Here is a 24,351-nt window from a genome sequence, read left to right as displayed (position 1 = left end):
GTCAATCTGCTCCGAACTGGGATGTCTATACTGGAAGCACCCCTGAGAACACCGAGCGGGTGGGAAGCAATTGCCCACTTTCTCCAGCCACTTTCCAGCCAGCCCCCGCCCGCGATGCGGACAAAAATTTATGGATGACCTACTCAAAGAATTTGAAGACCTCTTAGATCAAGGATTTGAGGGTCTGTTAGAGATTGTCAGAACGCTGGAAGGCAGAGCTGAGCCAGAAGAGTTCCAGGCAGAGGTGCGGCGTAGCTCTACCAAAAGCCCCCCCTCGGAAAGTGGCAAAGAAGCCCCGGCTGAGCGTCAAAACTCTACTTCTGCGAGTCGAGTCCAGTCCAGACCTACTTCACCTCCGCCATCTTCGACGACGGACGAAGTCATTATTACACCTCCCCCAGCTGGTAGCGTTGCCCCTGTCTCTCTGGCAGGTGTGGGCGGGTTGTCTGAGGTGATTAGAGAACTGCGAGAGCTAGTTGAGCTACCGCTGAAACGTCCAGATTTACTCACTTCATTGGGATTGGAGCCGCCTAAGGGAGTGCTGCTTGCAGGCCCTCCTGGCACAGGTAAAACGCTGACAGCCCGCGCCCTGGCGCAAGAGCTAGAGGTGAACTACATCGCGATCGTCGGCCCGGAAGTGATGGGCAAGTACTATGGAGAAGCCGAGGCACGCCTGCGGAGCATTTTCTTGAAAGCTGCTCGATCGGCCCCCTGCATCGTCTTCATTGACGAGATTGACACCCTCGCTCCCGATCGCGCCAAGGTAGAAGGAGAGGTGGAAAAGCGGGTAGTTGCCCAACTGCTGAGCTTGATGGATGGTTTTGCCAAGAGCAAAGGCGTGATTGTTCTCGCTGCCACCAATCGCCCCGATCATCTTGATCCCGCTCTGCGCCGTCCAGGACGCTTTGATCGGGAAGTGCAGTTCCGGGTGCCCAACCGAGTAGGACGATTAGAGATTCTCAAGATTTTGAGTCAGACTATGCCGCTAGAGCGTTCCGTAGATTTGGTGGCGATCGCGGATCTCTCTGTAGGCATGGTGGGCGCAGACCTGAAAGCGTTATGCCAAAAAGCTGCTTATACTGCTCTGCGACGGCATGCGCCTGCTTTAGATGGTCCTATTTCTAATAGTTTGACGGTATCCCAAGCAGATTTTCTCCAGGCGATTAAGGAGATCAAGCCAGCGGTCTTGCGATCGGTGGAGGTAGAAGCACCCAACGTCTCCTGGGATGCGATCGGTGGGTTGGAGAGCCTGAAGCAAACCCTACAAGAATCGGTTGAGGGAGCGCTGCTCTATCCCGAACTCTATCAACGCACCAAAGCCAAAGCGCCACGCGGCATCCTGCTCTGGGGGCCTCCAGGCACAGGTAAGACCATGCTGGCTAAAGCAGTGGCCTCTCAAGCCCGTGCTAACTTTATTGCAGTTAACGGCCCGGAACTGCTGAGCAAGTGGGTCGGTGCTTCCGAACAAGCAGTGCGGGAACTGTTCACCAAAGCCCGACAAGCCGCTCCCTGTGTGGTCTTTATTGATGAGATTGACACACTAGCCCCAGCCAGAGGCAGTTTTGGAGATTCAGGCGTCAGCGATCGCGTCGTTGGTCAACTCCTCACGGAACTAGACGGTCTGCACGAATGCCCCAATGTTCTGCTGATCGGAGCCACGAATCGTCCAGAAGCTTTAGACCCTGCCTTATTACGATCGGGCCGCCTAGACTTGCAACTGAAAGTTGATTTACCCGATCAGGCTAGCCGTCTCGCCATCTTGCAAGTTCACAATAGCGATCGCCCTCTAGCCGCAGTCGATCTAGCCCACTGGGCAGCTCAAACCGAAGGCTGGAACGGTGCTGATCTAACTTTATTGAGCAACCAAGCCGCTTTAGAAGCCATCCGTCGCTATCGCAAGCAAGGTCTGACTGACCCCACTCGCATTCAAATCACAACCGACGATTTCACTGCGGCTCATCAGCGGCTCTGTGAACAACGACAAACCCTCTAAAAAGGAGTTTCAGATTTTAGATGTAGCGTTTTACCAGATTGGGGATGCTGGAAGCGGAGCTTTCTGGCGTGGAGATGTAACCGACTAGAATCTGCGTTACATCCATATAGGCGATCGCCCAATATTGGTATCCCCAATCCTTGTAAATTAGCCGCATGCACCCTGAGCTGATGGGTCCGTCCTGTCACTGGAAAAAACTCTAGACGAGTATAATCTCCTTCTCTCGCTATAACGCGAAAGCGGGTGATGCTCAGTTTACCCTGCTGCCAATCTACTTTTTGATAAGGGCGATCGCTAGGATCTCCCCACAACGACAGCTCAATCACACCCGGCTCCCTGGTAACGAGACCCGCTAAGACTGCCTCATAAACCTTCTGCACTTGCCGCGCTTGAAACTGCTGGCTTAGTTGTCGATGCGTTTCTGGGTCGCGAGCCAGCACCAAAATGCCTGAAGTGTCCTGATCCAACCGATGCACAGGCAAAAGAGCCGTACCATCCGGCAGGAGATACCGTAAGCGACTGAGCACACTATCCTGGCGATCGCGATAGCGTCCAGGTACAGAGAGCAGTCCCGCAGGTTTATCAACAACAATTAGCCACTGATCTTCGTAGAGAATAGTTAACCTCTCTGCATTCGGCTCCCCTACCCCTTCAATACTGGGGAAAATTAGCTGTTTTGTTCCCTCCACTATTAGAAGGCTAGGGGGGCTTATAGTAGATCCGGCAAGAAGAAATCCCATTAATGGCTGACATCGCTCTGCACAAGCACCATAGAACTCTCCCTGAACTTTATCTCCGCTAACCGACGCTGGCCCCCACCAAAACTCCGCCATCGCTAAAGGCTTGAGATTGTGAGTGGCTGCATAATGCAGTAACTTAGGCGCACAGCAGTCTCCGGTCCCCATCGGAGCAGACCCCAACACCAATTGTTCTAAGGAGAGAGATTGCCCAGCAAAATTGGTCAAATAATAAGCCTGCTGCATTTGGGTTTGCAGTTGATGAGATAGAGCTTTACGCTGTTGTTTTAGTTCTCCTATTTTGCTGTCTGCTGTTGACATTACCTGTTGCAGCGATCGCAACGCCATATCTCTTTCCCGTTTAAGCTGTCGTCGTTCTATCCCATCTTGGCGACTGGCTTCATCGAGTTGTTGCAGCGCGATCGCGAGATCTTTGCCAATCAGCGTCTCTGAGAGAATTTGGCGTTTCTCTTTCCGTTGTTGTTTGCGTTTTTGATGGCGATCGCTCATCCTCTTGAAGCGTTGTTCCCAGTCCTGACATAACTGTTGGTACTGTTTCCGTTCTGGTAATTCTTGCAGAGTGATGATCTCTTGTTTCAGGGTATCTAGCTCCCTCACTGTCTGAACTTCTACCATTGCTACTTGATCACGCCCAGGAATTGGAGGCACCCATCCTTCAACTTGACCTTGACCGTTCAGCAACCCAGAAAAAGCTTTCAGAACTCGCTGTTCTCTAGATGGCAGTTCTACCAATAGCACCCCATACATTTTGCCCTCATGCGAGTAAACCGTATCCTTAGCTAGCTGTTGCATCAGACCACAAGCGATCGCTTCTGCCAAGGAGGTACGAGGTAATCTCAACCAAGTACCACTTTGAGGACAACGCCCCTCATACCAATAGCTGGGAATGACATCACCGATCGCAACATTGTTGTCAATAAAATCCGAGAGTCTATGCAAAACCGCCATATCTGGTGCTAAAGCTACTGCCTCCTGAGGAAAGAGAAATTAGCCTGTTTCCCTCTATTACTCTAAAGCGTCATGTCACCCAGAAGTAATTAACCTTACAGGATGAAAAATCTCTCATGCAGTTGGAGGAGGCAATCGCTCAACTAGCATCGTGATAATAAACTCAACGAGATAGATGCAATCTGCAAGCCCAGCTCCCCGGCTGAAAAGCTAAAGAGCATTGAGTCACTTCATCAATTTTGAGGAAATCCTGTGCCAAGAAACATGCTTATCTGCGCCCAGACTTTAGGAATTTTATTGCTTGCGATCGCCCCAGCCCAAGCAATCACCTACGGTGAACCAGATGGCAACGGACATCCGAATGTAGGTGCCATGATGGTAGACGCGGGAAGAGGACTCCGTGCAATTTGCTCAGGAACCCTCATTTCTCCCAAGATTTTTTTAACCGCAGCGCACTGTATTGAAGCAGCTGAGTCCCGTGGCATCACTCAAGCATTTGTCTCCTTTGACTCCGATCTGACGGAAGGTGCCACTCGTTTTCCAGGGAAAATGCATATCAATCCGGGCTACAACAAGAGCCAATCGGATACGGGGGATATTGGAGTTATTGAGCTAGATCAACCAGTTACTGGAATCACCCCTGCTCAATTACCGACAGCAGGTTTCTTTGACCAAGAAGCTGCCAAGAATGGTTTAAAGGATAAGAAATTTACGGCAGTAGGTTACGGTTCGCTAGAGCGGCAAGTAGGAGGTGGGCAGCCGAGTTTTGGCCGCAGCAATTTACGCATGGTTTCTACTTCCAGCTTCAGTGCCATTAACCCCACGGTACTACGCATGTCACAAAATCCTGCTACAGGGGATGGTGGTGCTTGTTTTGGCGACTCCGGTGGACCTAATTTCCTAGGTGCTACAAATGTTGTTGCTGCGATAACCGTCTCTGGAGACTCCGTCTGCCGAGCTACGAATGTCACTTATCGACTCGATACAGAATCAGCTCGTAACTTCTTGAAAAACTATATGACGCTGCCTTAAAACTAGGTAGATACAATGCTGAAATATTTAAGCTTGGCTACTAGCTTATACGCGATCGCACTCCTAGCCTGCCCTGAAGCTGCTTCTGGTCGCTCTCTCTTTGAGAATACCGAATATCCTCTAGAACCTGCAAACTTGGCTTCTTTAACTTGCTACGCCCAGACAGAAGCGGGGCAGATTGTTAATCTGACTCAATTGTGTGCTCAGAGCCAATCACAAGCTGATTGCAGTCCTGCATATCCTGATATCTGTCTTTCACCAAAATTATCAAGCTTGACTTGTAATGACATACCGCATCGCAATTTCCAGGTACTGTCGCCTGATCCCTATGGACTTGATCCAAACAATAATCAGATTGGCTGCGAACCTTTAATTGGGCAATCACTCGTGCGATATCACTGGTGGCCCGGAAAGTAGCATACCTTCTGTTCCTGCCAGCCCTCCCAGCCATTGCACATCAAACTCTAAGTTTAGCAATCAGGGGACGGTGATCCGAAACGCCGGGAGGTACTGTCATCACCTGATCAACTCGTATGCCAGGGCTGACAAAGATATGATCGAGAGGAACCTTGATGAATTGGAAAAACTTGTGGGTTGAGGGAGTCGCCTTCCCAGAGGTGGCATAATACCAGGTGGGATGCAGACCATGCCCCACAGAAGCATTACGCAGTCCCGATCGCTGAGTAAACTCATGCAAATAAAATGACCACGCCGTTGTATTGAAATCTCCCATCACAATCAATGGTGTTTTCTGTTGTTTCGTATAAGCTGCCAAGGTCCGTAGAACTTGGTTACGACGATTAAAATAGTTTTTATTTTGAGGCGCAGGTGGTCGAACCGCAACGACTTGAATGGTTTTACCCGAAATTTCTAGAGTAGCAAAAAGACTTTGATGGGCTGATTGGAGGTTGTCTGTCTTTGCAGCCTGAATGGGATAGCGGCTAAACAAGCTGAGGTTGCCACCTGTGGCTCGGTAGTAGTGAGGATATAGATCTTTAACTTCATTCCATAGCTCGGTCGCTTGCTCTTTAGTCGGCTCAACTAAGCTAAAAATATCCGCAGGATAAGCTCTGATCAATTTTTCGGTAGCTGTGGTATCCCATAACTGATAGTTAACGTTATAAGTCATGACAGTCACAGGTGCCCCGCCTGACTTCATGTCCTGAAGTCTAGGAATATACCAACTCAGTGTAAATTGAGCATAAAAGATCAGCGCGATCGCTAGCACAATTTGTAGCCCCCGCTTGGGTCGTAAGGGTTTGATCAGCAGCAGACTGATCCATAGCAACAGAGTGGCCCCAGCAAACCACAAGTACCCCGTCCCTAAAATCTCAAGTAGCCAAAATTTGTACCACCAAGCAGTTACTAAACTCAGCCCTAACAGTACGATCGCTGATATCCAAAGAACTAAGTTGAAAAAGATCATGAGTCAAGCACACGGATTTAGTTAAGGGGAAGGCAAACTACTGCAAGCTCTATCTAGCCAACCTTACCCTCTACTAAAACAAGCCAGAGTCAAGAGATTTCGTATTCTGTTGCTCCGATTCCCTAGGCTGCGATCGCCACTAAGCTAGTACCGAGTATTCCCTATGGCTAGTGCTATTTTAGACAAGAGCATACGAGGGCTTCTCAGTAACTCCCTCTTTGTATAGATGTATACTTCCCATTCTTGATCTATCAAAGAAGAGAATCGTTTGAAGCTTGGTTAGGGTTTCATGTTGCCTTTAGTCTTGTCCCATGAGCTAGTACATCCCTTTAAGTTTTGGCATCACAACGAGATCCGTGAGGGAATGTACTCTGGCAACGAGCTGTACCGTCTCTGCACGACCTATAAGGCTGAAGATAGGCAAAAAGCTTTTGGATTAGCAATAGGTTTGTCGGAACACGGTGCTCAAGTTTGTATTACCTGCATGAGAAATGAATACAAGGTTTGGGTTGGCTTAAGAAATCTGCCTACGGCTGCTTCTGCTTCTTTGGAAGAAGCGGTCATAGCTTAAACTCGTGCTGCGAAATTGCAACAGGCAAAGTAACTCGCTTGCTCATAGGATTTAACCTCCGTTCAAATAAAACGATCCAAATAAAAACGATCGCTCCTCCGCTGATTCAGAAGAGCGATCGTTTCTCAAACTTTACGTCACGATTCGTTCGGATTAAATGATGCTCAGCTATTGAAGGTCTCAATTGGCACTTTCACGCAGTTATTCTAAAAGTGCAGACTCTTCGAAAATTTGTCCTTTTTCTTCGTTTTTAGTCGGGAGTTTCATAAATTGAGTTAGTGAGAGTTAGGTAGATCTCAGCGTGATCGCCACCCCCAATCCCACTACTCCTCAAGTTAATCTGGCGACGTGTGGGAGTGCCACCTTTAGGAACGGTGAAATTCACTTGCTGCTGGTCTTCCAAGTCATCTGTATTCTCGGAAGTTCCTTCAAATAATTTGGCGGTCCCCGTGACCTGAACCGCATTCTTTTGAACTACCTGAGCCCGTAGCTCGACTTCAACTCGGCACTCACCGCCCCAGCGTAAGTGAGGCACCTGAACGATTCCTGCTGGCTGGCCCTCATCCAAAATGACATCAACCCCCTGCTCTAGATGTCCACGTTCATCACTGAATGGCCAGCTCTCATCATCAGTGCCGTCAATCACAACAACGCCTGCAACTCTTCTAGTCATAATAAATTCCTGCTTCACGTAAGAGAATATTGACTGAACTACCTCCTATTCTGGAAAAGTTAGTTAAGGTACCGCAGTACCCCTCAGGGTACTCTTGCATCTTGATGACAATTGCCACTTACCATGCAATTGCACAACATTAATTTCGCTGGTGAAGTACCTTCTTAAGGACTCAATAAAGATACTGCTAGCCTACAAAAGTAGCGTAGACTACTACGGCTTATGGGTAGCGATCGCAATAATATCGTTAGAATAATTTCGCTAGGCTCAAAGAGTGACCCGATAATTTAGAGCTTAGGCTGCCCTTCAGTAACATGTTGCACAAGTCAAAATCACAAAGGACTAACTTGAACCGAATCTTACTGCAACCCCTGCAATAAGCTATTCATGACTTAAACGATAGTCCTACATAACCTTTAACTCCAAAGCTTCCTCTTTTTGGAGGATCTTCCTCTCTCTTGAGAAGGAAACGAATTAGAGACATCAATTAACATTAATTATTTTAGGAGCGGCTCTGCGTCAGGTTAGCAGATTTCCTCCTAGTGAATGTTTCCTGTGGCAGATGAAAGAGTTGTCCTTCTCCTACTAATTTCAATAGCGATGGCTGTAGCAATTCAATCTGATGAAATTCTTGGCAGGGTTGTTCAGAGCTTTTTCTGAGTCTGCTTTGATAAAAACTGGGTTTAACAAGCCTAAATCAATAGAGATCAATGCTTCAGCCGTTGAACCCTATTGAAGTATGGAAGAATTTTATGCCAATTGACATCCGAGATGATGTAGTTTACATCATGTTGAAAAAAATTGATGAGTGCGATCGCGGTCCTGGTCCCGACGAAGTAAATTTCTCCGAGACGGACTTTGCGGGTTTGAAAATCACCCCGAAAGATGTGCTCGGTCACTTAGATTATTTAAACCAACGGCAGTACATTAACGCTGAGTTTACAGGCAATGCCTACGGCAACCAGGAAGATGTTCCTGATGCAGTTGCTCCTAAAGAGTTCGATTTCAGAATTGCTAACAGCTTTGGGGCTGCTGACGGTCCTCTACCTCATCTCATTTCCTTCAAGAAAGCAGAGTTGACCGAAAAAGGTCGGCAAATGTTGGACGAAATGAACGCAGACCCACCGAAAGCACTGGAGAGTGGTCCAGCAGTTCCGATCGCTGACAAAGACTCGCCTTTCCTAGAGCGGGTCATGGTCAAGGCCAATTTGACTGACCTATACGACGCCAGAGACATTACTGAAGTCGTGTTCCGCACCATGCGCGACATGATGACCAATGAAGCGGTCGATCGTGTGGCTGAAGAGCTGCATGAACCGATGGAGCCAACAGACGAGAAAGCGCTGCAAAATGAAGTAGCTGACTTGTGGATCGACACAAATCCTTTGGTGCGCTTCCTCAGTCGAGTTCGTCCTCCCCTGATCATCAAAGAAGATACCTTTCTGTTCCGGATTCGCCAAGAAGCAGGCATCCCACAGGAAACTGATGTAGACACCGTTCTTAAAGCAGTCTTTTCCGCAGCCAAAGATGAGCTTTCGGAAGATCGGATCAAAGAGATCGCTGAGTTCTTGCCTGGCAAAATTCGCCAAATGTGGGATCACGCTTAAGCAAAATTCAGCCTGATTCTTCAGAGTTAATATTTTGTCTGCGATCGCTCTCAATTTAGGGAGGGCGATCTTTTTTTTACCTACTTTGAAGTTGATTGATCAGCCAATAGATAGCTGATCAATCGACAATATGCCTTTCATGATCAAAGAAATTGGATCATCAATTGCTGACTTAAACAGCTTTAAATTCAATCTTTAACTCGATGGCTTGTAGAAGAAAACCATGATTCAACTTAATCCCGTCAAAAAACTCCCCCTAGGAGCCGTGGGGGTGGTTGTGGGAGGCTTATTAGTAGGTTTGCCGCTAATCAATCAAGTCACGGCTCAAACCCGCTCATCCCGCTCATCGGTGAATCCTTGCCCTCGCATCTATTACGAAGAACCCTACAACAGCACTCGGCTGGTTCCCTCCGGTTGTCAAGCTAATGCTTTTACCCAGAGTGCCAATACTACTGGTAGCACGACTAGTAACGTGACGGGCAATGCAACAGGCAGCATTAACAACCAGCTATATCGAATTAACCCATCCACCACTTTACCTGGAACTTCCTCTGGCAGAGTCGGCACAACAGCTCCTGCTCAACCCCCTCTCCCCGAAAGCCTCGGAAATGCGATCGCCACGGTGCTTCCGATCAACGGCAGAGTCGATGTGATGCTGAGAAACAAGACGGGTACTACAATCACCTATGAAGTGATTGGTCATACACAGCCGCGATCGCTCGCAGGTGGCGCTGAAGTCATGCTGCAAGATTTACCTGTTCCCGTGACGATCACCACCCTTCGTCCTGACCGAGGCTTAGTACAGATCGCCCCGATCGTTGGTGCTCAAGCAGGCGCGATCGGCTTTGCTCTAGATGAGACCACTCGACTGGGTAGCGACCAAGAAGCCATCCGCATCCAAAATAACGGCCAAGTTCTCGTCAACTAATTCTTTTTGCACCCAACCCCAAACCCCTTCCCTACCTAGCTTGCTTCTCCGCAGAGGAGGGAAGGGGGACATGCATGTTGAATTCATGTCACGTAGCTCTCCTCAGTGGGTAGGAGTAGTGCCTCATACTGCCTAACAATCCCGTTGCACACCGACCGAAGACTTCAGATTGTATATGAGAGGTTACTAGCGGCGGGCAAGCAAGGTCAATGACGCTGAGAAACCGTTACAGGTCCGTAGTTGTAGGTAGCTTCCTTGATACAAGGTTCTGCAATGATTTTGCCCTTGATAAGGGTTTCTCCATCACGAATTTGCACCACATCTCCTGGTAGATCAACCACACGTTTAATCAAGTCATCATGCAGGTTTTATGCCTCTAGTTGAGGAGGAGCTTCGACCACGACCAAGTTGTTTCGTTGTGGGGAATAGAAGCGATCGCTGAGTTTTGCATAAACAGGCGATCGGCGAAGCATCCCTTAAGAAGAATCGCTCACTTCTAGGAACTTGAGAAAGAGACGGCGGAAAGTTGGTCGAGAAGTAGGGATCATGCTTCTGTTACGCCATTTGCCACGTCATCTCTTGGCCTGCCCGTAAAGGTACAAGCCCAGATTCAGTAAATGGAACCTCGTCGGGAACGCGCCAAGTCGTTCTAGTCAAAGTAATCTGTTCGCTATTGCGCGGGAGTTGATAAAAATCTGGTCCATAGAAGCTAGCGAACGCTTCAAGCTTATCCAGTGCATCAGCACTCTCAAACGCCTCTGCATACAACTCCATCGCGTGCAGAGCCGAATAGCAACCCGCGCAGCCACAGGAACTTTCTTTGCTATCACGAGGATGGGGGGCGCTATCGGTGCCAAGAAAAAACTTAGGATTGCCAGAGGTTGCCGCTTGCAAAAGTGCTAAGCGATGCTCCTCACGTTTCAAAACTGGTAGGCAGTAGAAATGGGGGCGAATGCCACCTTGAAATAGGATATTGCGGTTAAATAACAGATGTTGTGGCGTGATCGTTGCAGCGACATTGTTGGCAGACAGGACATACTGCACAGCATCTGAGGTGGTAACGTGCTCAAGCACCACGCGCAAGTGAGGAAATCGCTGCTTGAGGGGGATCAAATGTCGCTCGACGAACACTCTCTCGCGATCGAACATATCAACATCTTGATCGGTTACTTCCCCATGCAGGAGTAAAGGCATGTCTACCTGCTGCATCGCTTCAAAAACGCGATCGCACTTACCAATGTCCGTCACACCGAAGTCTGAATTGGTCGTTGCGCCCGCTGGGTAGTACTTGACCGCTTTGACAAACTGGGAGGCTTTGGCCGCGATAATTTCTTCAGGGCTGGTGTTGTCAGTGAGATAGAGTGTCATCAGCGGCTCAAACTGTTTACCAGTCGGAATAGCGGCAAGAATGCGATCGCGATAGGCAGCAGCATCAGCCACGGAGCGCACTGGAGGCTTCAGGTTCGGCATAATGATCGCACGGGCAAACTGACGCACTGTATGGGGCAGAACTGCTTTCAGCGCGGCACCGTCGCGGAGATGCAGATGCCAGTCGTCAGGTCGGGTTATCGTAAGCTTTTGCATCTCGTAATTATAAAACCGCTAGTACTTCATTACGGAAGACATAAGCTAACAAGGCCATGCACTGTTAAATCACCGGGGCTTCTCCTCAGCAGGCGATCGCGAAGCATCCCTCAAGGAGAATCGCCCACTAAGAACTTGGGGGAGCGCTAAAGACGGCGGAGTTGATCGAGGAGCAAAGATTCGCTTCTGGTATCTTCTAGCGCCCGTGCCACTACGATCGCTCTTTGATAGAAATTACGGGCCGTTTCCCGGTTCCCTGAGGCTTGATAAATTTCGGCTAGCGATCGCAATGTTGCGAGCTGTTGACGCAGGTTGCTCTGCTCTTGGGTTAAAGCAAGACGCTGATCGAGAACCTCTAAGGCGCGGGTGTAGTTACCCAAGGGGCGATAGGACGCGACTAAGCCATCAATGGCCCGAAGGTGATTGGGGCGATCGCGACTAGTGCGAGCCAACCGTAGGGCCACACCATAGGCATTGGCTGCATCTTGATACCGTTGCGCTCCTCGGTAAGCATCACCCAAATTGTTATAGGTGCTGGCCTCACCACTAGGATCGCCTGCCTGACGTCGGTAAGTCAGGGCTGATTCTAGTTGTTTAATCCCTTGGTTGTAGTTTCCGGTCGCTACAGCTGCCAAGCCCAGGTTGCTCAAAGACAAGCCCTGACCTTCCAAGCTATTGATATTCTGCGCGATCGTTAGTGCTTCGTTAAAGGCACTGGCAGCGGCTTGTGGGGCTCCACGACGCAACAAAACAGTCCCCACATTATTTAGGCCGTAAATTTGGCCTCTAAAGTCGCGGTTGTCACGGGCGATCGCTAAACGTCGACGCAGGGCGTCTTCTGCTTCCCGGATTCTGCCGAGTTGAGCATAGGTCAGGCCAATAAAGTCGTAGGTCAGGCCAGTGGCCGAGACATCGCCAATGCGTTGGTAGAGCTTCACCGCTTGTTGCCAAGAGGCGATTGCCTTTTCAAGTGAGCCTTGTTGTTCGTACTGCCCGCCTAGGCGAACCAAGCGATCGGCTTCATCTCGCAGCTCACCCTGAGTGCCGTTATTGACAGGAATATTTAACTGTTCATTTAAGCTGGCAGCGTTAGCCTCGCTCAAGTTGAACAGGCAAACTGTACCTGTAGCTGTCAACAGTGATGCGGACGCAAGGACGACTGCTAATAAACGGCGACTCATGACAATTTCCTCACAACCAAGCTTGATGGAATCACAGGCACCCAGCGCCGTAAAGCTGACTCGATTCAGCTAAATTCGACGAACGGTTTTTATTCAACACTAGGTTCCAACGTGATCGAACTAAAGTCGAACCCATCGGTCCGATCCCTAGTATTCCCACCTAAATAAATTTCACAAATATCTTCTGGGAGAGCTTCTTCTAGGAGTTGGTAGCCTTCTTGCAACCGCACCTTAACTTCTGCGGGCGAAATTGCTTCCCCCTCCGCCTGCAAGTAAGCCGAAATTCGAGTTTCGCTCCAGTGAAAGGTTTGAGCCATCAAAATCATCAGCCGCAGCACTGGAGGCAACTGGTCTAACGCTTGCTCGACGTAGCACCACAGCGGCGGTGAAGCGCCTTGCAAAGAGTAATGCACCGATTCGACCGGAGGTAATTCGGCTTGGTTGATGCAAAAAGCTGTCATATTAATCAGCCAATTTTGCAACGTCAGGTTCTCAATATTCGAGAGCTGGCTCGATCGCAAATCTAACCCACCTAGCTCATGAAAGACGTGCCGCCAAGTAATGGCAAAGAGGTAGTCAGCCTGCACGGGCGATCGCGCTGAGTGCCGAATTAGAGTGTAAACAATCGGGCTGTAGCGACAAAAAATAGCCGTAAAATATCGCCCCGAATCAGGATGGCGCTGAAACAGCGTCAACAACTCCTGATCGCTATGATGAAAGAGCGATTGGACAATCGGATGATTGCTTTCAGGAAACGTAGGAATTTGCACGATTTTCAGTCACTGACTGGCTGAGTCTCTAATCGGAATTGACTCTTACTATAATCTACGCTTTTCCCCAATTAAAACTCTTTTTCTGAAAACGAGGCCGTGGCAACTAAGCAACAGTTGGTGTTCAATTCTCAATCCGCCACAAGTGAGCCTTTTTTGAAGTTTGGATGAGGTAGGTTTAGCCTTGATAGACTAAGATCACTAGCGATGTGTGTCAGCCACCATCTCTAGAATTCTGTTCAACTGGCTTAAGTCCCTCACTTAATTCATGGTTCTAGCATTGAGTGTGATGCCCTTCCTGTCTCAGCCTCTAACTTTGGGAGCTTTTTTCCCAGCCCTGCCGTTAGACAGCCTCTTGTCAACGCAAGGAATTATGGTTTTGCTCTTGGCAGCTTATGCCGGAGCGATGTGGATGTTTCTTACCAGTGCCCCAAAGGTGCACACCATAATGGTGTCCGACTTGGAGTCCGGTCGTCAGTTCTATGAAGGAGTGCTGGGCTTGGCTGCTGCTGAGGTGCCATTGCACTACTACTACAACTATGAGCAAAGTCTGGGCGCAACCAGCGTTGACCCACTCTATATGTCTCCAGGTTTAGGGGGACCGGCGACTGCAACTCGCAACTTCAATGGCACCGATGGCCTCTGGTACCAACTCAAGAAAAACACCCAGGTGCATGTGATCTCTGGAGCCAGCCTCGGTCAAAAAGATCGCCAACGCCACGTCTGCTTCGATCGCGACTGTTTAGAGCAAGTGCTGATGCGAGTGCAAACGCGAGGCATTAAGCACAAAATTCGCCGCGAAAAACCCCTGAACTTCTTAGTCAAGGACTGGGAAGGCCGCGTGATCGAGCTGGCAGAAGTCTCGAATTAATCCCTCTCCCCCAACCCCTCTCCAGGGCGGAGCGGGACTTTAACTTTAGCTCCCCTTCCCTAGTAGGGAAGGGGCTGGGGGTTAGGTATCTTCGGCTAACCTACTTTTTCGCAGGTATATTTGGGCTTGATGTGCTCGTTAAAGTATTGCCCCTTAGAGGTGGCGGTCTCCAAGCCTTGATACACCACTGCGGGTACGTCATGGTACTTGTAAGCAAGGCCACGCAGAACGATCTCTAGCGTTTGAGTCTTGGTATCGTACTTGTGCCCTTCAATCAGGCTGCTTTCGGGCTTGAGGAGTGGAAAAGCGATCGCGTCTCGAATGCTAGGGCTATCGGTCAGCAGCATCACCAGGCGATCGATGCCGATTCCTAGACCACCCGTGGGGGGCATGCCATACTCCAGCGCCGTCAAGAAGTCTTCATCCACATCATTGGCTTCCAGATCGCCTGCTGCTTTGCGAGCCGCCTGCGCTTCCAGCCTTTGCCGTTGATCGATCGGATCAGTTAACTCCGAGAAGCTATTGCCTGTTTCTCGACCCACAATAAACAACTCAAAGCGCTCAACTAATCCGGGCTTGGAGCGATGCGGCTTGGCGAGCGGTGAAATCTCTACGGGGTAGTCGAGCACAAACGTTGGTTGAATCAACGTCGCTTCCACCTTTTGCTCAAAAGCTTCGTTGAGGATGTGGCCAATGGATTCACACTCATCAACTCCGCCAATCTTGGCTTGACGTGCTGCTGCTTTAGCTTCGTCTAAGGTTTGGAATTGACTGAAATCAATGCCTGTTTTCTCTTGTACTAACTCGTGCATTGTTGCCCGTCGCCAAGGTGGAGTCAGATCGATCGCCTCACCTTGGTAGGTAATCTGGAGTGTGCCTAAAGCGGACTGAGCCGCATAAGTGATTAACGCCTCGGTCAGCGCCATCATGTCGTTGTAGTCAACGTAGGCTTGGTAAATCTCGATCGTAGTGAATTCGGGGTTGTGCCGTGTGGAAATCCCTTCATTACGGAACACTCGACCCAACTCAAACACCTTCTCAAAGCCACCCACAATCAGCCGCTTCAGGTGCAACTCAGTGGCGATCCGCAGGTACAGGTCCATCTCCAAGGTGTTGTGGTAGGTGACAAAAGGCCGCGCCTCTGCACCGCCCGCCTCACTCTGAAGCACCGGAGTTTCGATTTCAATAAAGCCTTGTTGATCCAAATAGCGTCGCATGGCTGCGGTAATCAACGCCCGTCGCCGAAAGGTTTCGCGTACCTCTGGGTTAACGATCAAGTCTACGTAGCGCTGGCGATAGCGTTTAGCAATATCAGTCAAACCGTGCCACTTGTCAGGCAACGGTAAGAGTGACTTGGTGAGAATGGCGTATTCGCTCACGTAGATAGACAGCTCACCTTTTTCGGTCCGCTTAATGTTGCCGCGCACGCCAATGATGTCGCCTACATCGGTGAGTTGTTTCAGCAAGTTGAAGGCATCCGGCGTTTCTGGCATGCCTGACTGAATTTTCTTTTTGTCTAAATAAAGCTGGATGGTGCCAGTTTCGTCTTGCAAGGCGAAGAAGGCTAGCTTACCAAACACCCGTCGCGCCAAAATTCGTCCGGCGATCGCGACTTCTAACGGATCTTCCGCGCCATCAGGCAAGTTAGCGAATTTGGCTTGGAGGTCGGCAGCGTGATGGGTAACTTCCCAACGGTAGGCATAGGGAGTCAGTCCCGCTTGTTTCAGTTGCTCCACCTTTTGCAGGCGGTTGGCACGAATTTCTTCTAGGGTAGAATTGGCTTGATTTTCGGGTCGGGACTGCTCAGAAGACATAGGTTAATCAGTAACGGCCAAGCTAACAATGGGTTAGGTGCACCTGTTCGCCACAGCTAGCTCAACAGGTCAAGAACAAAATCTGATTATAGTCGCCAAGCCCATCCATTGTTGGAGGCTTTTCGTCCAAATAACGATTGCTTTTGGTATCAATCAGGCGATCGCAAAAACGGCAAAATTGCTTCGGCGAGTGGAGCAGGATATTCCTCATGTAAACCCAGCGAGCCTGTTAGTTTTTGGGTTTGGACTCCAGGTAGGGCGGCGATCGCTTCCATTTCTGCTTTGGATTTAGGCGGCGCTTGCTCTCCGATTACCACCATCAGCGGTGTGGGCAGAGGTTGGCACCAAGCTAGGAAATCAGCGCGATCGCGGACGGGATCTAAGGCTCCGGTGACAAAGGCGGCAGGGGCGAAACGGGCTCCGGGTTGCTGAGTGCTGTGCCAACGGCGATCGACCAAATCTGGGGTGACGTTGGCGGGGTCAGCATAGACGTGACGGCGATACATCAACGCCAAAAAAGACGGGGTGGTGTTGAGTTTGTACAATGCTTGACCCAAGAGGGGCGATCGCACTGTTCCTCTCACCACACCTGCGCCTTTGGGCTGCACGCCCATCGTCGGGAGCGGACCACGCCAAGTCGGGGCGACTAGTGCTACACGAGACAAAACTCCAGGCCGCTGGGCCAGCTTCATCGCGTAGCCTGCGGCATGTCCTGCGGCTACAACTGCAACAGGTTGCTGAAATATGGCCCCGACGAATTCTTGGAGTAACTGGTGATAGACAGCGGGTTCGTAGTTGATTGGCGGACGAGCCGATTCCCCAAACCCCAGCCAATCGATCGCCACGACTTGAAACTCGGAAGCTAAGCGTTTGGCTAATCCCGCCATTTCTGCCCGCGTGGAGACGGTGCTGAATGCAGGCAGTAGTAAAATAGGAGCGCCTTGCCCTAGGGTTTCGTAGGCGATCGCAAATTCTTGACCTTGATAATTCCACAGATACTGTTGCACAGTGCCGCCAATTTCTGTAGTGGTGGCAGTTGTGTTGAGGGTTTGTAATTGCTGAGTCATATCTAAGCCTCAATCAACTGGCGGAACCATTCATCTTCCCAGAGGCGATCGAAGGCGATATCGGTCTTGGCTTCTTCGCGGTACTTCGAGTCAAGCTCAATCGCGCGTTGCAAGTGTTTGAGGGCTGGGTCTACCTCCCCTTGCAGCGCGTAGCAGTTGGCTTTGTTGTAGACCGCACTGGCATAGTCGGGTTGCAGGTTCAGAGCTTTGTCTAGGCTTTCCAGAGCTTCGGGATCGCGGCCTAACTGCACCAAGGCATAACCACGCTTATCCCAAGCTTTGGGGGACTCTGGTTTCAGCTCAATCACCTTATCGAACGAGGCGATCGCTTCCTCGTACTGTTGCACTTCCAGTAGCGCCAAGCCGCGGTTCATCCAAGCTACAGCGTCATCCGGTTGGTACTGCACCGCTTTGTCGAAGGACTTGAACGCTTCTTTGGGTTGCTGCAAGGTGCCCAGCGCCACCCCTCGGTTGACCCAGGCTTCGTGATAGTCGGGCTTTAGCTCTAAGGCATGGTCAAAGGAGGCGATCGCGTTTTCATAACGCTTCAAGCGGCCCAACGTTAAGCCACGGCTCAACCAGGCTTTGTAGTTGTTGGGTTCCGTTTGCACCACTTTCTCAAAGGCGGCAAAGGCGGCATCGTACTGCTGCAATTCCTTCAGAGCTAGACCGCGCTGGTAAATTGCACCTGTATGGTTAGGATTGAGTTCCAAGACTTTATCAAAGGCGGCGATCGCTTCTTCATACCGCTCGGCTTCAAAGGCGCGATTGCCCTGCTCCACAAATTCATCAGGCCGCAAGAATAGCTCTGGGCGGTTGGTCTGGAGGGTGATGAGTTGCTCAGCTAGAGTTTGCAACTGGGGTTGGATTTCGGATTGTACCGTCGTAATTTGGGTTGTAATTTGCTCGGCGAAAGCCTGTAATTGCGGCTGAGTCGCAGATTCTAAAGCAGTAATTTGGTCGCGGAGGGTTTGGAGCTGCGATTGCGCGGCTGTCACAGTGGCAATCTGTTCGCTCAGGCTTTGCAATTTTTGCTGCATATCTGACATGAAACCTTCCGCGATCTGTTGCGGCGAGATCTCTGCGAGTTGCTGCAAGATTTGGTTTTTCTGAGCCTGCGCCCCAGTTTGCAATTCGGTTAGGCGGGCGGCAAATTCTGACTTTAACTGCTCTAGATTCTGGACAGTAGCGTCTTTATGATTGCCACTGTCAGCTTGGAGTCGTGCCAACTGGGTAGCAAATTCGGTTTCGGCTCGGTCCAAGTTGCCCAAAATTTGGACGCTCTTTTGTTGCGCTTGGGTCTGAGCATCTTGCTGTAACTGAGCCAATCGCGCAGCAAAGTCGGCCCGCACTTGCTCTAGATTGCCTAAGCCTTGATCTTTCTGCTGTTGCACCGCAGTTTGCAGCCCTGCCAGTTGATTGGCGAAGTCCTGCTGCGACTTTTGAAGTTGTTGTAGCAGTTGCTCCTGCTGCCGTTGGGCATTGGTGTAGAGCAGTTCCAGACGCGGGGCAAAATCGGTTTTCTGTTGCTCCAGACTTTGGAATACCGTTTCTTTGTGCTGCTGGGCACTGGTTTGCAGTTGGGCTAAATCAGCCGCAAAGTCTGAGCGGACGCGGTCTAGGTCGCCCAAGCCTTGATCTTTCTGTTGTTGCACCGCGGCTTGAAGTGCTGCCAATTGCACGGCAAAGTCCTGTTGCGATCGCTGCAATTGTTGCAACACTTGTTCCTGCTCGTGGCGGGTGGCAGCTTCAAGTTCCGCCAAGTGAGGTCCGAATCCAGATTTGAGCTGCTCCAGATCTTGCAGAATCGTGTCTTTGTGTTGCTGTGCCCCAGTTTGCAACTGTACCAATTGCGCCGCAAAGTCAGCCCGGACGGTTTCTAAGTCGCCTACGCCTTGGTCACGCTGCTGCTGCAAGCTGACCTGTAAATCGGTGAGTTGCATGGCAAAGTCTTGCTGCCACTGCTGGAGTTTTTGAAGCACTTGCTCTTGTTGTTGTTGCGCTGCTGTCTGCAATTGCGCCAAGTGAGCGGCAAAATCAGCTCGGACGGTTTCCAGATTGCCCAAGCCTTGCTCTTTTTGCTGGTGGATTGTATTTTTCAAGTCGGTGAGCTGAGCCGTAAAACCTTGGGCCGATCGCTGCAAGTCTTGCAAAACTTGTTCTTGTTGCCGTTGAGCGATGGCGTGTAGCTCGGTGAGTTGCGGGGTAAGTTCGGTTTTGACTGCTTCTAGGTCTTGCAGCGTCACATCTCGGCGTTGTTGAGCGGTGGCGACAAACTGTGCCAATTGCCCACTGAACTGCTGCTCCGACTGATGCAATTTTTCTAGCACCTCTGCTTGTTGCCCAACGAAGTGTTGCTCAGATTGGTGCAGTTTTTTCAGCACTTCTGCTTGCTGGTGCTGGGCTACCGTATGCAGCTCGGTGACTTGGGGTGTAAATTCGGCTTTGACGGCTTCTAAATCAGCCACGATCGCGTCTTTGTGCTGTTGGGCGATCGCTTGCAGTTGGGTGAGTTGGCCCGCAAAATCGCGTTCTGCGGTGGCAAAAGTCTCTAGAGTGCGAGCCTGACGCTCTTGACTGCCCGATTGCAGCTCGGCAATATGCGTCGTAAAGTCTGACTCAAATTCAGCTAATCGTTGCTTTGCGGTTTGCAGTTGAGCTTGTAGCTCGTTTAGTAGTTGCGATTTAGTTTCGGTCAAATCGGTGGCAAGATCAGCAAGGTTCCCTTTTTCTTGGGCCATGCGTTTTTGCAGATTCTTAGTTTCATGCTCCACTCGCTCAGCGATCGCTTCTGCCGCATCTAAGACATCTCTGGCATCTTCAGTGGCCTTGGTGACTTGGACTTCCAAGGTGCCCAGTTCTTCGATTTGCTCTTTGGCGCGGATGGCGATTTCGTTAATCACAGCGCGGCGCAGAAACCAGAGTGTGGCGATCGCGGTTCCGAGCAGCACAATCAGAACAGTCAACAAGACATTAAATAAAGTAAGTGCCCGTCCCAAAGTGCGGTTGACTTCCGCCTGCACCTGCTCTGCGACGACTTCGTTGGACGGCACCTGCGCCATGAGTTCGCCCGACTGTGGGATACCCAACTGCTGAGCAATTACGCTGGAGTCCAGGGGGAGTAATGTTTTGGAGCGCGTGGGTTGAGCATTGGCGACACCAACAGACAGTAGGAGGATAGAGAGGGCAATACCGCCACGCGGTACCAGGGCAAAAATGTCTTGATTTTGGCGCTTCATTGGTCTCGTCCTTGTCTGTGAGTCGGGGTGGGCGATCGCTTATTTTCTCAAGGTTAATCAAAATCAGGCCCAGTGTCCTAGAGATTACCAGGCCAGAATGATTTCAAAACCCTAGATCTAAGCATCGCAGCCACGCAAGCAATACTATCGCTAATCTAACCTGCTCTCAAACAGTCGGCCTCGCTACCGAAAATCTTGAGTCAATTTCTGACAATAAGGCAGCACAGATGTCCCACTAGAATTCATTCCCTAGAGCGGCAGTCCTGATTCCACCCTTGAGGCGAAACCTTAATCCATGACCGAGCCAAAACCCGTTCTCGAAGCTTGTCCACCCTCACTGGCTACTTCTCCAAGGGCTAATTCATCAGAGTTTGATTTTGTTCTGGCGGCGATGCTCGAAACGGCTTGTGAAACGATGAACTGGGAGTATGGCGAGGCTTGGATAGCGATCGATGACAAAGTGCTCCAGATCAGTTCAACCTGGCAAACTCAGACTCGGTTGAGCCGCGATCGCAAACTGGATTGGGAGTCTTTTCACGCCTGTAGCCAAAAGTTTGTCTTGCATGCTGCGGAAGGATTGCCTGGTCGAGTTTGGGCCTCTCAAACTCCAGAGTGGATGGTAGATGTTTCTGCCGAGTCAGAATCCTACTTTCTGCGACACCAAATTGCCAAAGCTTTCGGTGCCAAGGCAGGCTTAGGTTTGCCTGTGATCATCGAGCAGTTGCAAGTTGTCTTAGTCTTTTTCCGGTCTGAAGCTCACAGCCGGGATCAGCAATGTATTGATTTAACTGAGGCTGCTGTCGCCCAGATCCAGGCCCAACTGCTGCATTAGGCTGCATTAGGCCACCTAAGCTTCTTTCTCTTGAATTAAGTGCTCTGTCCACTGTTCAACATCAGCTTGGGAGAGATTGCTGGGAGGATGAAGCCGAGCATCTTTATAGCCCCATTCTTCAACATCAGGTCGATATTGCAACGGGGCTAATAGTGTTCCCTGACATAGCTTAGTCGAGATTGGTGCGGCGTTCGTTTCTTGCTGCAACTGCTGGGTGAGCTGATTCATCACTCCCTCTGGCACTCGCGATCGCTCTCCGGGATAAATAAACCCGAATAGAACTAAGTGACTAAACAGCACTCGCCAATGGTCACCAAACCGAGACAACAAGCGTGACCAGTTGATTTCATCGCCACAAGCTAGCAATAGATGGGCAATATCCGCATCATCAAAGCGATCGCGGGCCATTACATAAGCCTTAGACCAGATCGTTTCCTCAATGGGACAAATTTGTACCGTCATTCCCAACACTTCTTCGGTGATGGCATGCTCAAACCAAGCGTCATCGACTGGCGCACAGCCATTGGCGGAGCTGAAGATCAGGTCCACGAAGTTATCACCACAGAAGGCTTTGCCTAACCAATGACGTACTGACAGTTCTGTTTCGTATCCCGCCGCTCCAAACACCTCAAAAGTTCGCTGCACATCTCGCGGATGCACAAACAAATCTAAATCTTTCGTCGGTCGCGCGATGCCTGTATAGCGCTCAAAAGCATAAGCGCCGCCAATTAAAAAGGGCACTTGAGCTTGTTGCAAGACTCGGAGCGAACGACAGTAAAAGTCGCGGACATGCGGATCGAGGTCAGCTAGGTGCAGGGCGTGGGACGGCATTGTGGTTCTCTAGAAATAGAAATTATAAATAGCTACCACCTACATACCTAAACATAAATAAGGTAAAATTCTAGGCGATTTCAGTAGTATTTTCTACCCTGACGTAAGTACGAAATAATGACCTCAATCCGGAGAGCGAAATGATCTCCTACGGAATCCTGTGATATCACTCCTGGCAACTCGAAAAATGCGCCTGAAGAAATAGGTAACTCTGGCTGACCCACGACATAATCGGGGGCAGAAGCTGTAGAGATTTGAAGTGAGAGGAACGGATGGCGATCGCAGAAAATACTGTCGCAAAACAGACTGTGCGGATAGCCGCCGTAGGAGATATTCACTGCACCAAAACCTCTCAGGGAGAGTTGTACCCACTATTTGCCCAAGCCAGTGAGCAGGCAGACATCCTATTGCTATGTGGTGACTTGACGGATTACGGCCTGCCTGAGGAAGCTCACGTTTTGGTTAAGGAATTGACCGGAGCTAGAATCCCCGCGATCGCCGTATTTGGCAATCATGACTATGAGTCAGGCCAGCAAGATGAAGTCAGGGAGATCTTGGAACAGGCTGGAGTGAAAGTTCTAGATGGGGAAGCCTGCGAGATTGAAGGAGTTGGTTTTGCTGGGGTTAAAGGGTTTGGTGGTGGCTTTGGTTCTAAAGCCTTAGGAGCTTGGGGAGAAGCAAGCATCAAGCGGTTTGTGCATGAAGCAGTGGATGAAGCATTGAAGCTGGAAGCGGCCTTAGCTCGCTTAGAAACGCCCCACCGAGTCGCTATTCTGCACTACGCCCCAATTCAAGAGACTATCGAGGGAGAACCACCGGAAATCTTTCCCTTCTTAGGTTCTAGTCGTTTGGAGGAGCCTCTAACTCGTTACTCAGTCACAGCGGCTTTTCATGGTCACGCCCACAACGGTCATTTGCAGGGGCACACCAGTAGCAATATTCCGGTCTACAATGTCTCTCTCCCTCTCTTGAAAAAAGCCAATCCTGACCATCCTCCCTTTCACTTGTTGGAAGTATCGCTTAATCCTGAATAATTACCAATAATTGTGCTGCCATCCTAGAGATTGGAAAGAGAGAAAAGAGACTTCAGTGATTATGTGATTATGGTAGAGCGATCGCTCGGCTAATTTCTAAATCGTTTGAATTAACAAGAAATCCCCAGTCAAGCAGGAGGCAAGGCTGGGGATTTCTTGCTTGTGGGGGATGCGGATTTACTTTCCAGCCTGCTTCTATCTACAGCAGTACTTGACCGTACCTCAGAGATGCAGTCAGAAAGGTCGCGATCGCTGATCTCATTACTTATAGAAAAATATTACAGAAAAATCGATGGAAACTCTCTGCCACTTTTGTTTTGCACAATGTTGAAGTACTTAACTCGCCCAGCTATCTTGTCCTTGCTGTTGAGCTTACTAGCTCCTATCTCTATCCCTCAAATATCTCAAGCTGCTGATGTCATAACTTCCCCCTTACCAGCTTCAAGCCTAGAACCAGCACCAACACCAAAAACATCAACGCCAACGCCAACGCCAACACCCGCCCTAACTCCAACCTCACCATCAACACCAGCCTTAACCCCAAGCACCATTCCAGCCAATCCCTCGGTTGAGCAACCCATCCGTTTAGAAATTAGCCGCAGTAAACGACGAGTGACGCTTTATCAAGGAGATGTTGCCGTTAAAAGTTATGCGATCGCGGTCGGAAAGCCTGGTTGGGAAACTCCCCTCGGAACCTGGCGAGTACAGCAAAAGCTGCGGAATCCGATTTGGATTCATCCTTTTACGGGTGAAGCAGTGAAGGGAGGAGATCCGGATAACCCTTTAGGTCGGCACTGGATTGGCTTTTGGACCAATGGTAAGAATTGGATTGGTTTCCACGGCACCCCTAATCCAAAATCAGTCGGTCAGGCAGCTTCGCATGGTTGTGTACGCATGTACAACCAAGATGTCGAAGAAATTTTCCAAAAAGTAAGCTTAGGTACCCCTGTCAAAGTTATGCCCTAAAGCGGTAGGAAGCTTAAGTCAAGTTTTCGTGATTTTCTGCCAAAAGCTAACGGGTTTTCAACCTCTTGTCAACAAGCTCAACCTTGAGAGAGAGCAACATCAGTCTGAAGGGAGACAAACAGTCGTCACAAGCTATTTACACTTCGTAAATACTGGGGTCGCCATAAGCTGCATTGGCACCAGAAAACCAAAACATCCATTCAAAAGCAATTAAGTCCTAATTCAC

The 24,351-nt window shown here is 49.9% G+C and carries 21 protein-coding genes; 10 read left to right on the top strand and 11 right to left on the bottom strand.

Annotation, left to right across the window (positions count from 1 at the left end; translation table 11 throughout):
• The first annotated feature begins 130 nt into the window (after positions 1-130).
• The gene (locus tag H6F72_RS24130) at positions 131-1,993 is read left to right on the top strand and encodes an AAA family ATPase (RefSeq protein WP_190441746.1); all 1,863 of its coding nucleotides are present in this window, start codon (positions 131-133) and stop codon (positions 1,991-1,993) included.
• Here H6F72_RS24130 and H6F72_RS24125 read toward each other — a convergent pair.
• Positions 1,990-3,699: a pseudouridine synthase gene (locus H6F72_RS24125; protein WP_190441744.1), complete on the bottom strand. Its 1,710-nt coding sequence runs from the start codon at positions 3,697-3,699 to the stop codon at positions 1,990-1,992. The genes H6F72_RS24130 and H6F72_RS24125 overlap by 4 nt on opposite strands.
• Positions 3,700-3,951: 252 nt before the next feature.
• On the opposite strand from H6F72_RS24125, the gene H6F72_RS24120 reads away from it, so the two are divergent.
• The gene (locus H6F72_RS24120) at positions 3,952-4,731 is read left to right on the top strand and encodes a trypsin-like serine protease (protein WP_199299268.1); all 780 of its coding nucleotides are present in this window, start codon (positions 3,952-3,954) and stop codon (positions 4,729-4,731) included.
• A gap of 15 nt (positions 4,732-4,746) precedes the next feature.
• Positions 4,747-5,148 carry a hypothetical protein gene (locus H6F72_RS24115; protein WP_190441741.1) on the top strand — a complete coding sequence of 134 codons (402 nt, stop codon included), beginning with the start codon at positions 4,747-4,749 and terminating at the stop codon, positions 5,146-5,148.
• A gap of 40 nt (positions 5,149-5,188) precedes the next feature.
• Here the strand turns inward: H6F72_RS24115 and H6F72_RS24110 are convergent, their stop codons facing one another.
• Positions 5,189-6,157, bottom strand: coding sequence for an endonuclease/exonuclease/phosphatase family protein (locus tag H6F72_RS24110; RefSeq protein WP_190441738.1), 969 nt, complete (start codon positions 6,155-6,157; stop codon positions 5,189-5,191).
• A gap of 289 nt (positions 6,158-6,446) precedes the next feature.
• Between H6F72_RS24110 and H6F72_RS24105 the strand changes: the two genes are divergently transcribed.
• On the top strand, positions 6,447-6,728 hold the full coding sequence (locus H6F72_RS24105; protein ID WP_190441736.1) for a hypothetical protein: 282 nt from the start codon (positions 6,447-6,449) through the stop codon (positions 6,726-6,728).
• Between the two features lie 250 nt (positions 6,729-6,978).
• Here H6F72_RS24105 and H6F72_RS24100 read toward each other — a convergent pair whose 3' ends face one another.
• Positions 6,979-7,401 (bottom strand): hypothetical protein, encoded by a 423-nt coding sequence (locus H6F72_RS24100; protein ID WP_190441734.1) that lies wholly within the window; start codon positions 7,399-7,401, stop codon positions 6,979-6,981.
• A gap of 752 nt (positions 7,402-8,153) precedes the next feature.
• On the opposite strand from H6F72_RS24100, the gene H6F72_RS24095 reads away from it, so the two are divergent.
• Positions 8,154-9,008: a DUF2267 domain-containing protein gene (locus tag H6F72_RS24095; protein ID WP_190441733.1), complete on the top strand. Its 855-nt coding sequence runs from the start codon at positions 8,154-8,156 to the stop codon at positions 9,006-9,008.
• A 223-nt stretch (positions 9,009-9,231) separates the two neighbouring features.
• Positions 9,232-9,936 carry a hypothetical protein gene (locus H6F72_RS24090; protein WP_190441732.1) on the top strand — a complete coding sequence of 235 codons (705 nt, stop codon included), beginning with the start codon at positions 9,232-9,234 and terminating at the stop codon, positions 9,934-9,936.
• A 206-nt stretch (positions 9,937-10,142) separates the two neighbouring features.
• Here the strand turns inward: H6F72_RS24090 and H6F72_RS24085 are convergent, their stop codons facing one another.
• The 4 genes from H6F72_RS24085 to H6F72_RS24070 all read right to left on the bottom strand — a co-directional run bounded on the left by H6F72_RS24085 (position 10,143) and on the right by H6F72_RS24070 (position 13,471).
• Positions 10,143-10,289 carry a S26 family signal peptidase gene (locus tag H6F72_RS24085; RefSeq protein ID WP_190441731.1) on the bottom strand — a complete coding sequence of 49 codons (147 nt, stop codon included), beginning with the start codon at positions 10,287-10,289 and terminating at the stop codon, positions 10,143-10,145.
• A gap of 202 nt (positions 10,290-10,491) precedes the next feature.
• Complete coding sequence (gene pyrC, locus H6F72_RS24080; protein WP_190441730.1) at positions 10,492-11,520, bottom strand: dihydroorotase; 1,029 nt, start codon at positions 11,518-11,520, stop codon at positions 10,492-10,494.
• 146 nt (positions 11,521-11,666) lie between these two features.
• Positions 11,667-12,701, bottom strand: a complete 1,035-nt coding sequence (locus H6F72_RS24075) for a tetratricopeptide repeat protein (RefSeq protein WP_190441729.1) — start codon at positions 12,699-12,701, stop codon at positions 11,667-11,669.
• 89 nt (positions 12,702-12,790) lie between these two features.
• A complete protein-coding gene (locus H6F72_RS24070; protein ID WP_190441728.1) occupies positions 12,791-13,471 on the bottom strand; it encodes an RNA polymerase sigma factor in 681 nt (226 codons plus the stop codon).
• Between the two features lie 268 nt (positions 13,472-13,739).
• Between H6F72_RS24070 and H6F72_RS24065 the strand changes: the two genes are divergently transcribed.
• A complete protein-coding gene (locus tag H6F72_RS24065; RefSeq protein ID WP_190441727.1) occupies positions 13,740-14,342 on the top strand; it encodes a glyoxalase-like domain protein in 603 nt (200 codons plus the stop codon).
• A gap of 95 nt (positions 14,343-14,437) precedes the next feature.
• Here H6F72_RS24065 and lysS read toward each other — a convergent pair whose 3' ends face one another.
• The 3 genes from lysS to H6F72_RS24050 all read right to left on the bottom strand — a co-directional run bounded on the left by lysS (position 14,438) and on the right by H6F72_RS24050 (position 20,462).
• Positions 14,438-16,156, bottom strand: coding sequence for a lysine--tRNA ligase (gene lysS, locus H6F72_RS24060; RefSeq protein ID WP_190441725.1), 1,719 nt, complete (start codon positions 16,154-16,156; stop codon positions 14,438-14,440).
• A 149-nt stretch (positions 16,157-16,305) separates the two neighbouring features.
• Positions 16,306-17,223, bottom strand: coding sequence for an alpha/beta fold hydrolase (locus tag H6F72_RS24055; protein ID WP_190441723.1), 918 nt, complete (start codon positions 17,221-17,223; stop codon positions 16,306-16,308).
• Positions 17,224-17,225: 2 nt separating this feature from the next.
• Positions 17,226-20,462: a tetratricopeptide repeat protein gene (locus tag H6F72_RS24050; RefSeq protein ID WP_190441721.1), complete on the bottom strand. Its 3,237-nt coding sequence runs from the start codon at positions 20,460-20,462 to the stop codon at positions 17,226-17,228.
• Between the two features lie 295 nt (positions 20,463-20,757).
• On the opposite strand from H6F72_RS24050, the gene H6F72_RS24045 reads away from it, so the two are divergent.
• Positions 20,758-21,294, top strand: coding sequence for a GAF domain-containing protein (locus H6F72_RS24045; protein ID WP_242017101.1), 537 nt, complete (start codon positions 20,758-20,760; stop codon positions 21,292-21,294).
• A 15-nt stretch (positions 21,295-21,309) separates the two neighbouring features.
• Here H6F72_RS24045 and H6F72_RS24040 read toward each other — a convergent pair whose 3' ends face one another.
• A complete protein-coding gene (locus tag H6F72_RS24040) occupies positions 21,310-22,125 on the bottom strand; it encodes a nucleotidyltransferase (RefSeq protein WP_190441720.1) in 816 nt (271 codons plus the stop codon).
• 272 nt (positions 22,126-22,397) lie between these two features.
• Between H6F72_RS24040 and H6F72_RS24035 the strand changes: the two genes are divergently transcribed.
• A complete protein-coding gene (locus H6F72_RS24035) occupies positions 22,398-23,159 on the top strand; it encodes a metallophosphoesterase (RefSeq protein ID WP_190441719.1) in 762 nt (253 codons plus the stop codon).
• A gap of 324 nt (positions 23,160-23,483) precedes the next feature.
• Positions 23,484-24,125 carry a L,D-transpeptidase gene (locus H6F72_RS24030; protein WP_190441718.1) on the top strand — a complete coding sequence of 214 codons (642 nt, stop codon included), beginning with the start codon at positions 23,484-23,486 and terminating at the stop codon, positions 24,123-24,125.
• The last annotated feature ends 226 nt before the right edge of the window (positions 24,126-24,351 follow it).

Source organism: Trichocoleus sp. FACHB-46 (genome assembly GCF_014695385.1).
GTDB lineage: Bacteria > Cyanobacteriota > Cyanobacteriia > FACHB-46 > FACHB-46 > Trichocoleus.
Note: the sequence above shows the minus strand (reverse complement) of the source record. Positions and strands in the feature narration are given on the sequence as shown.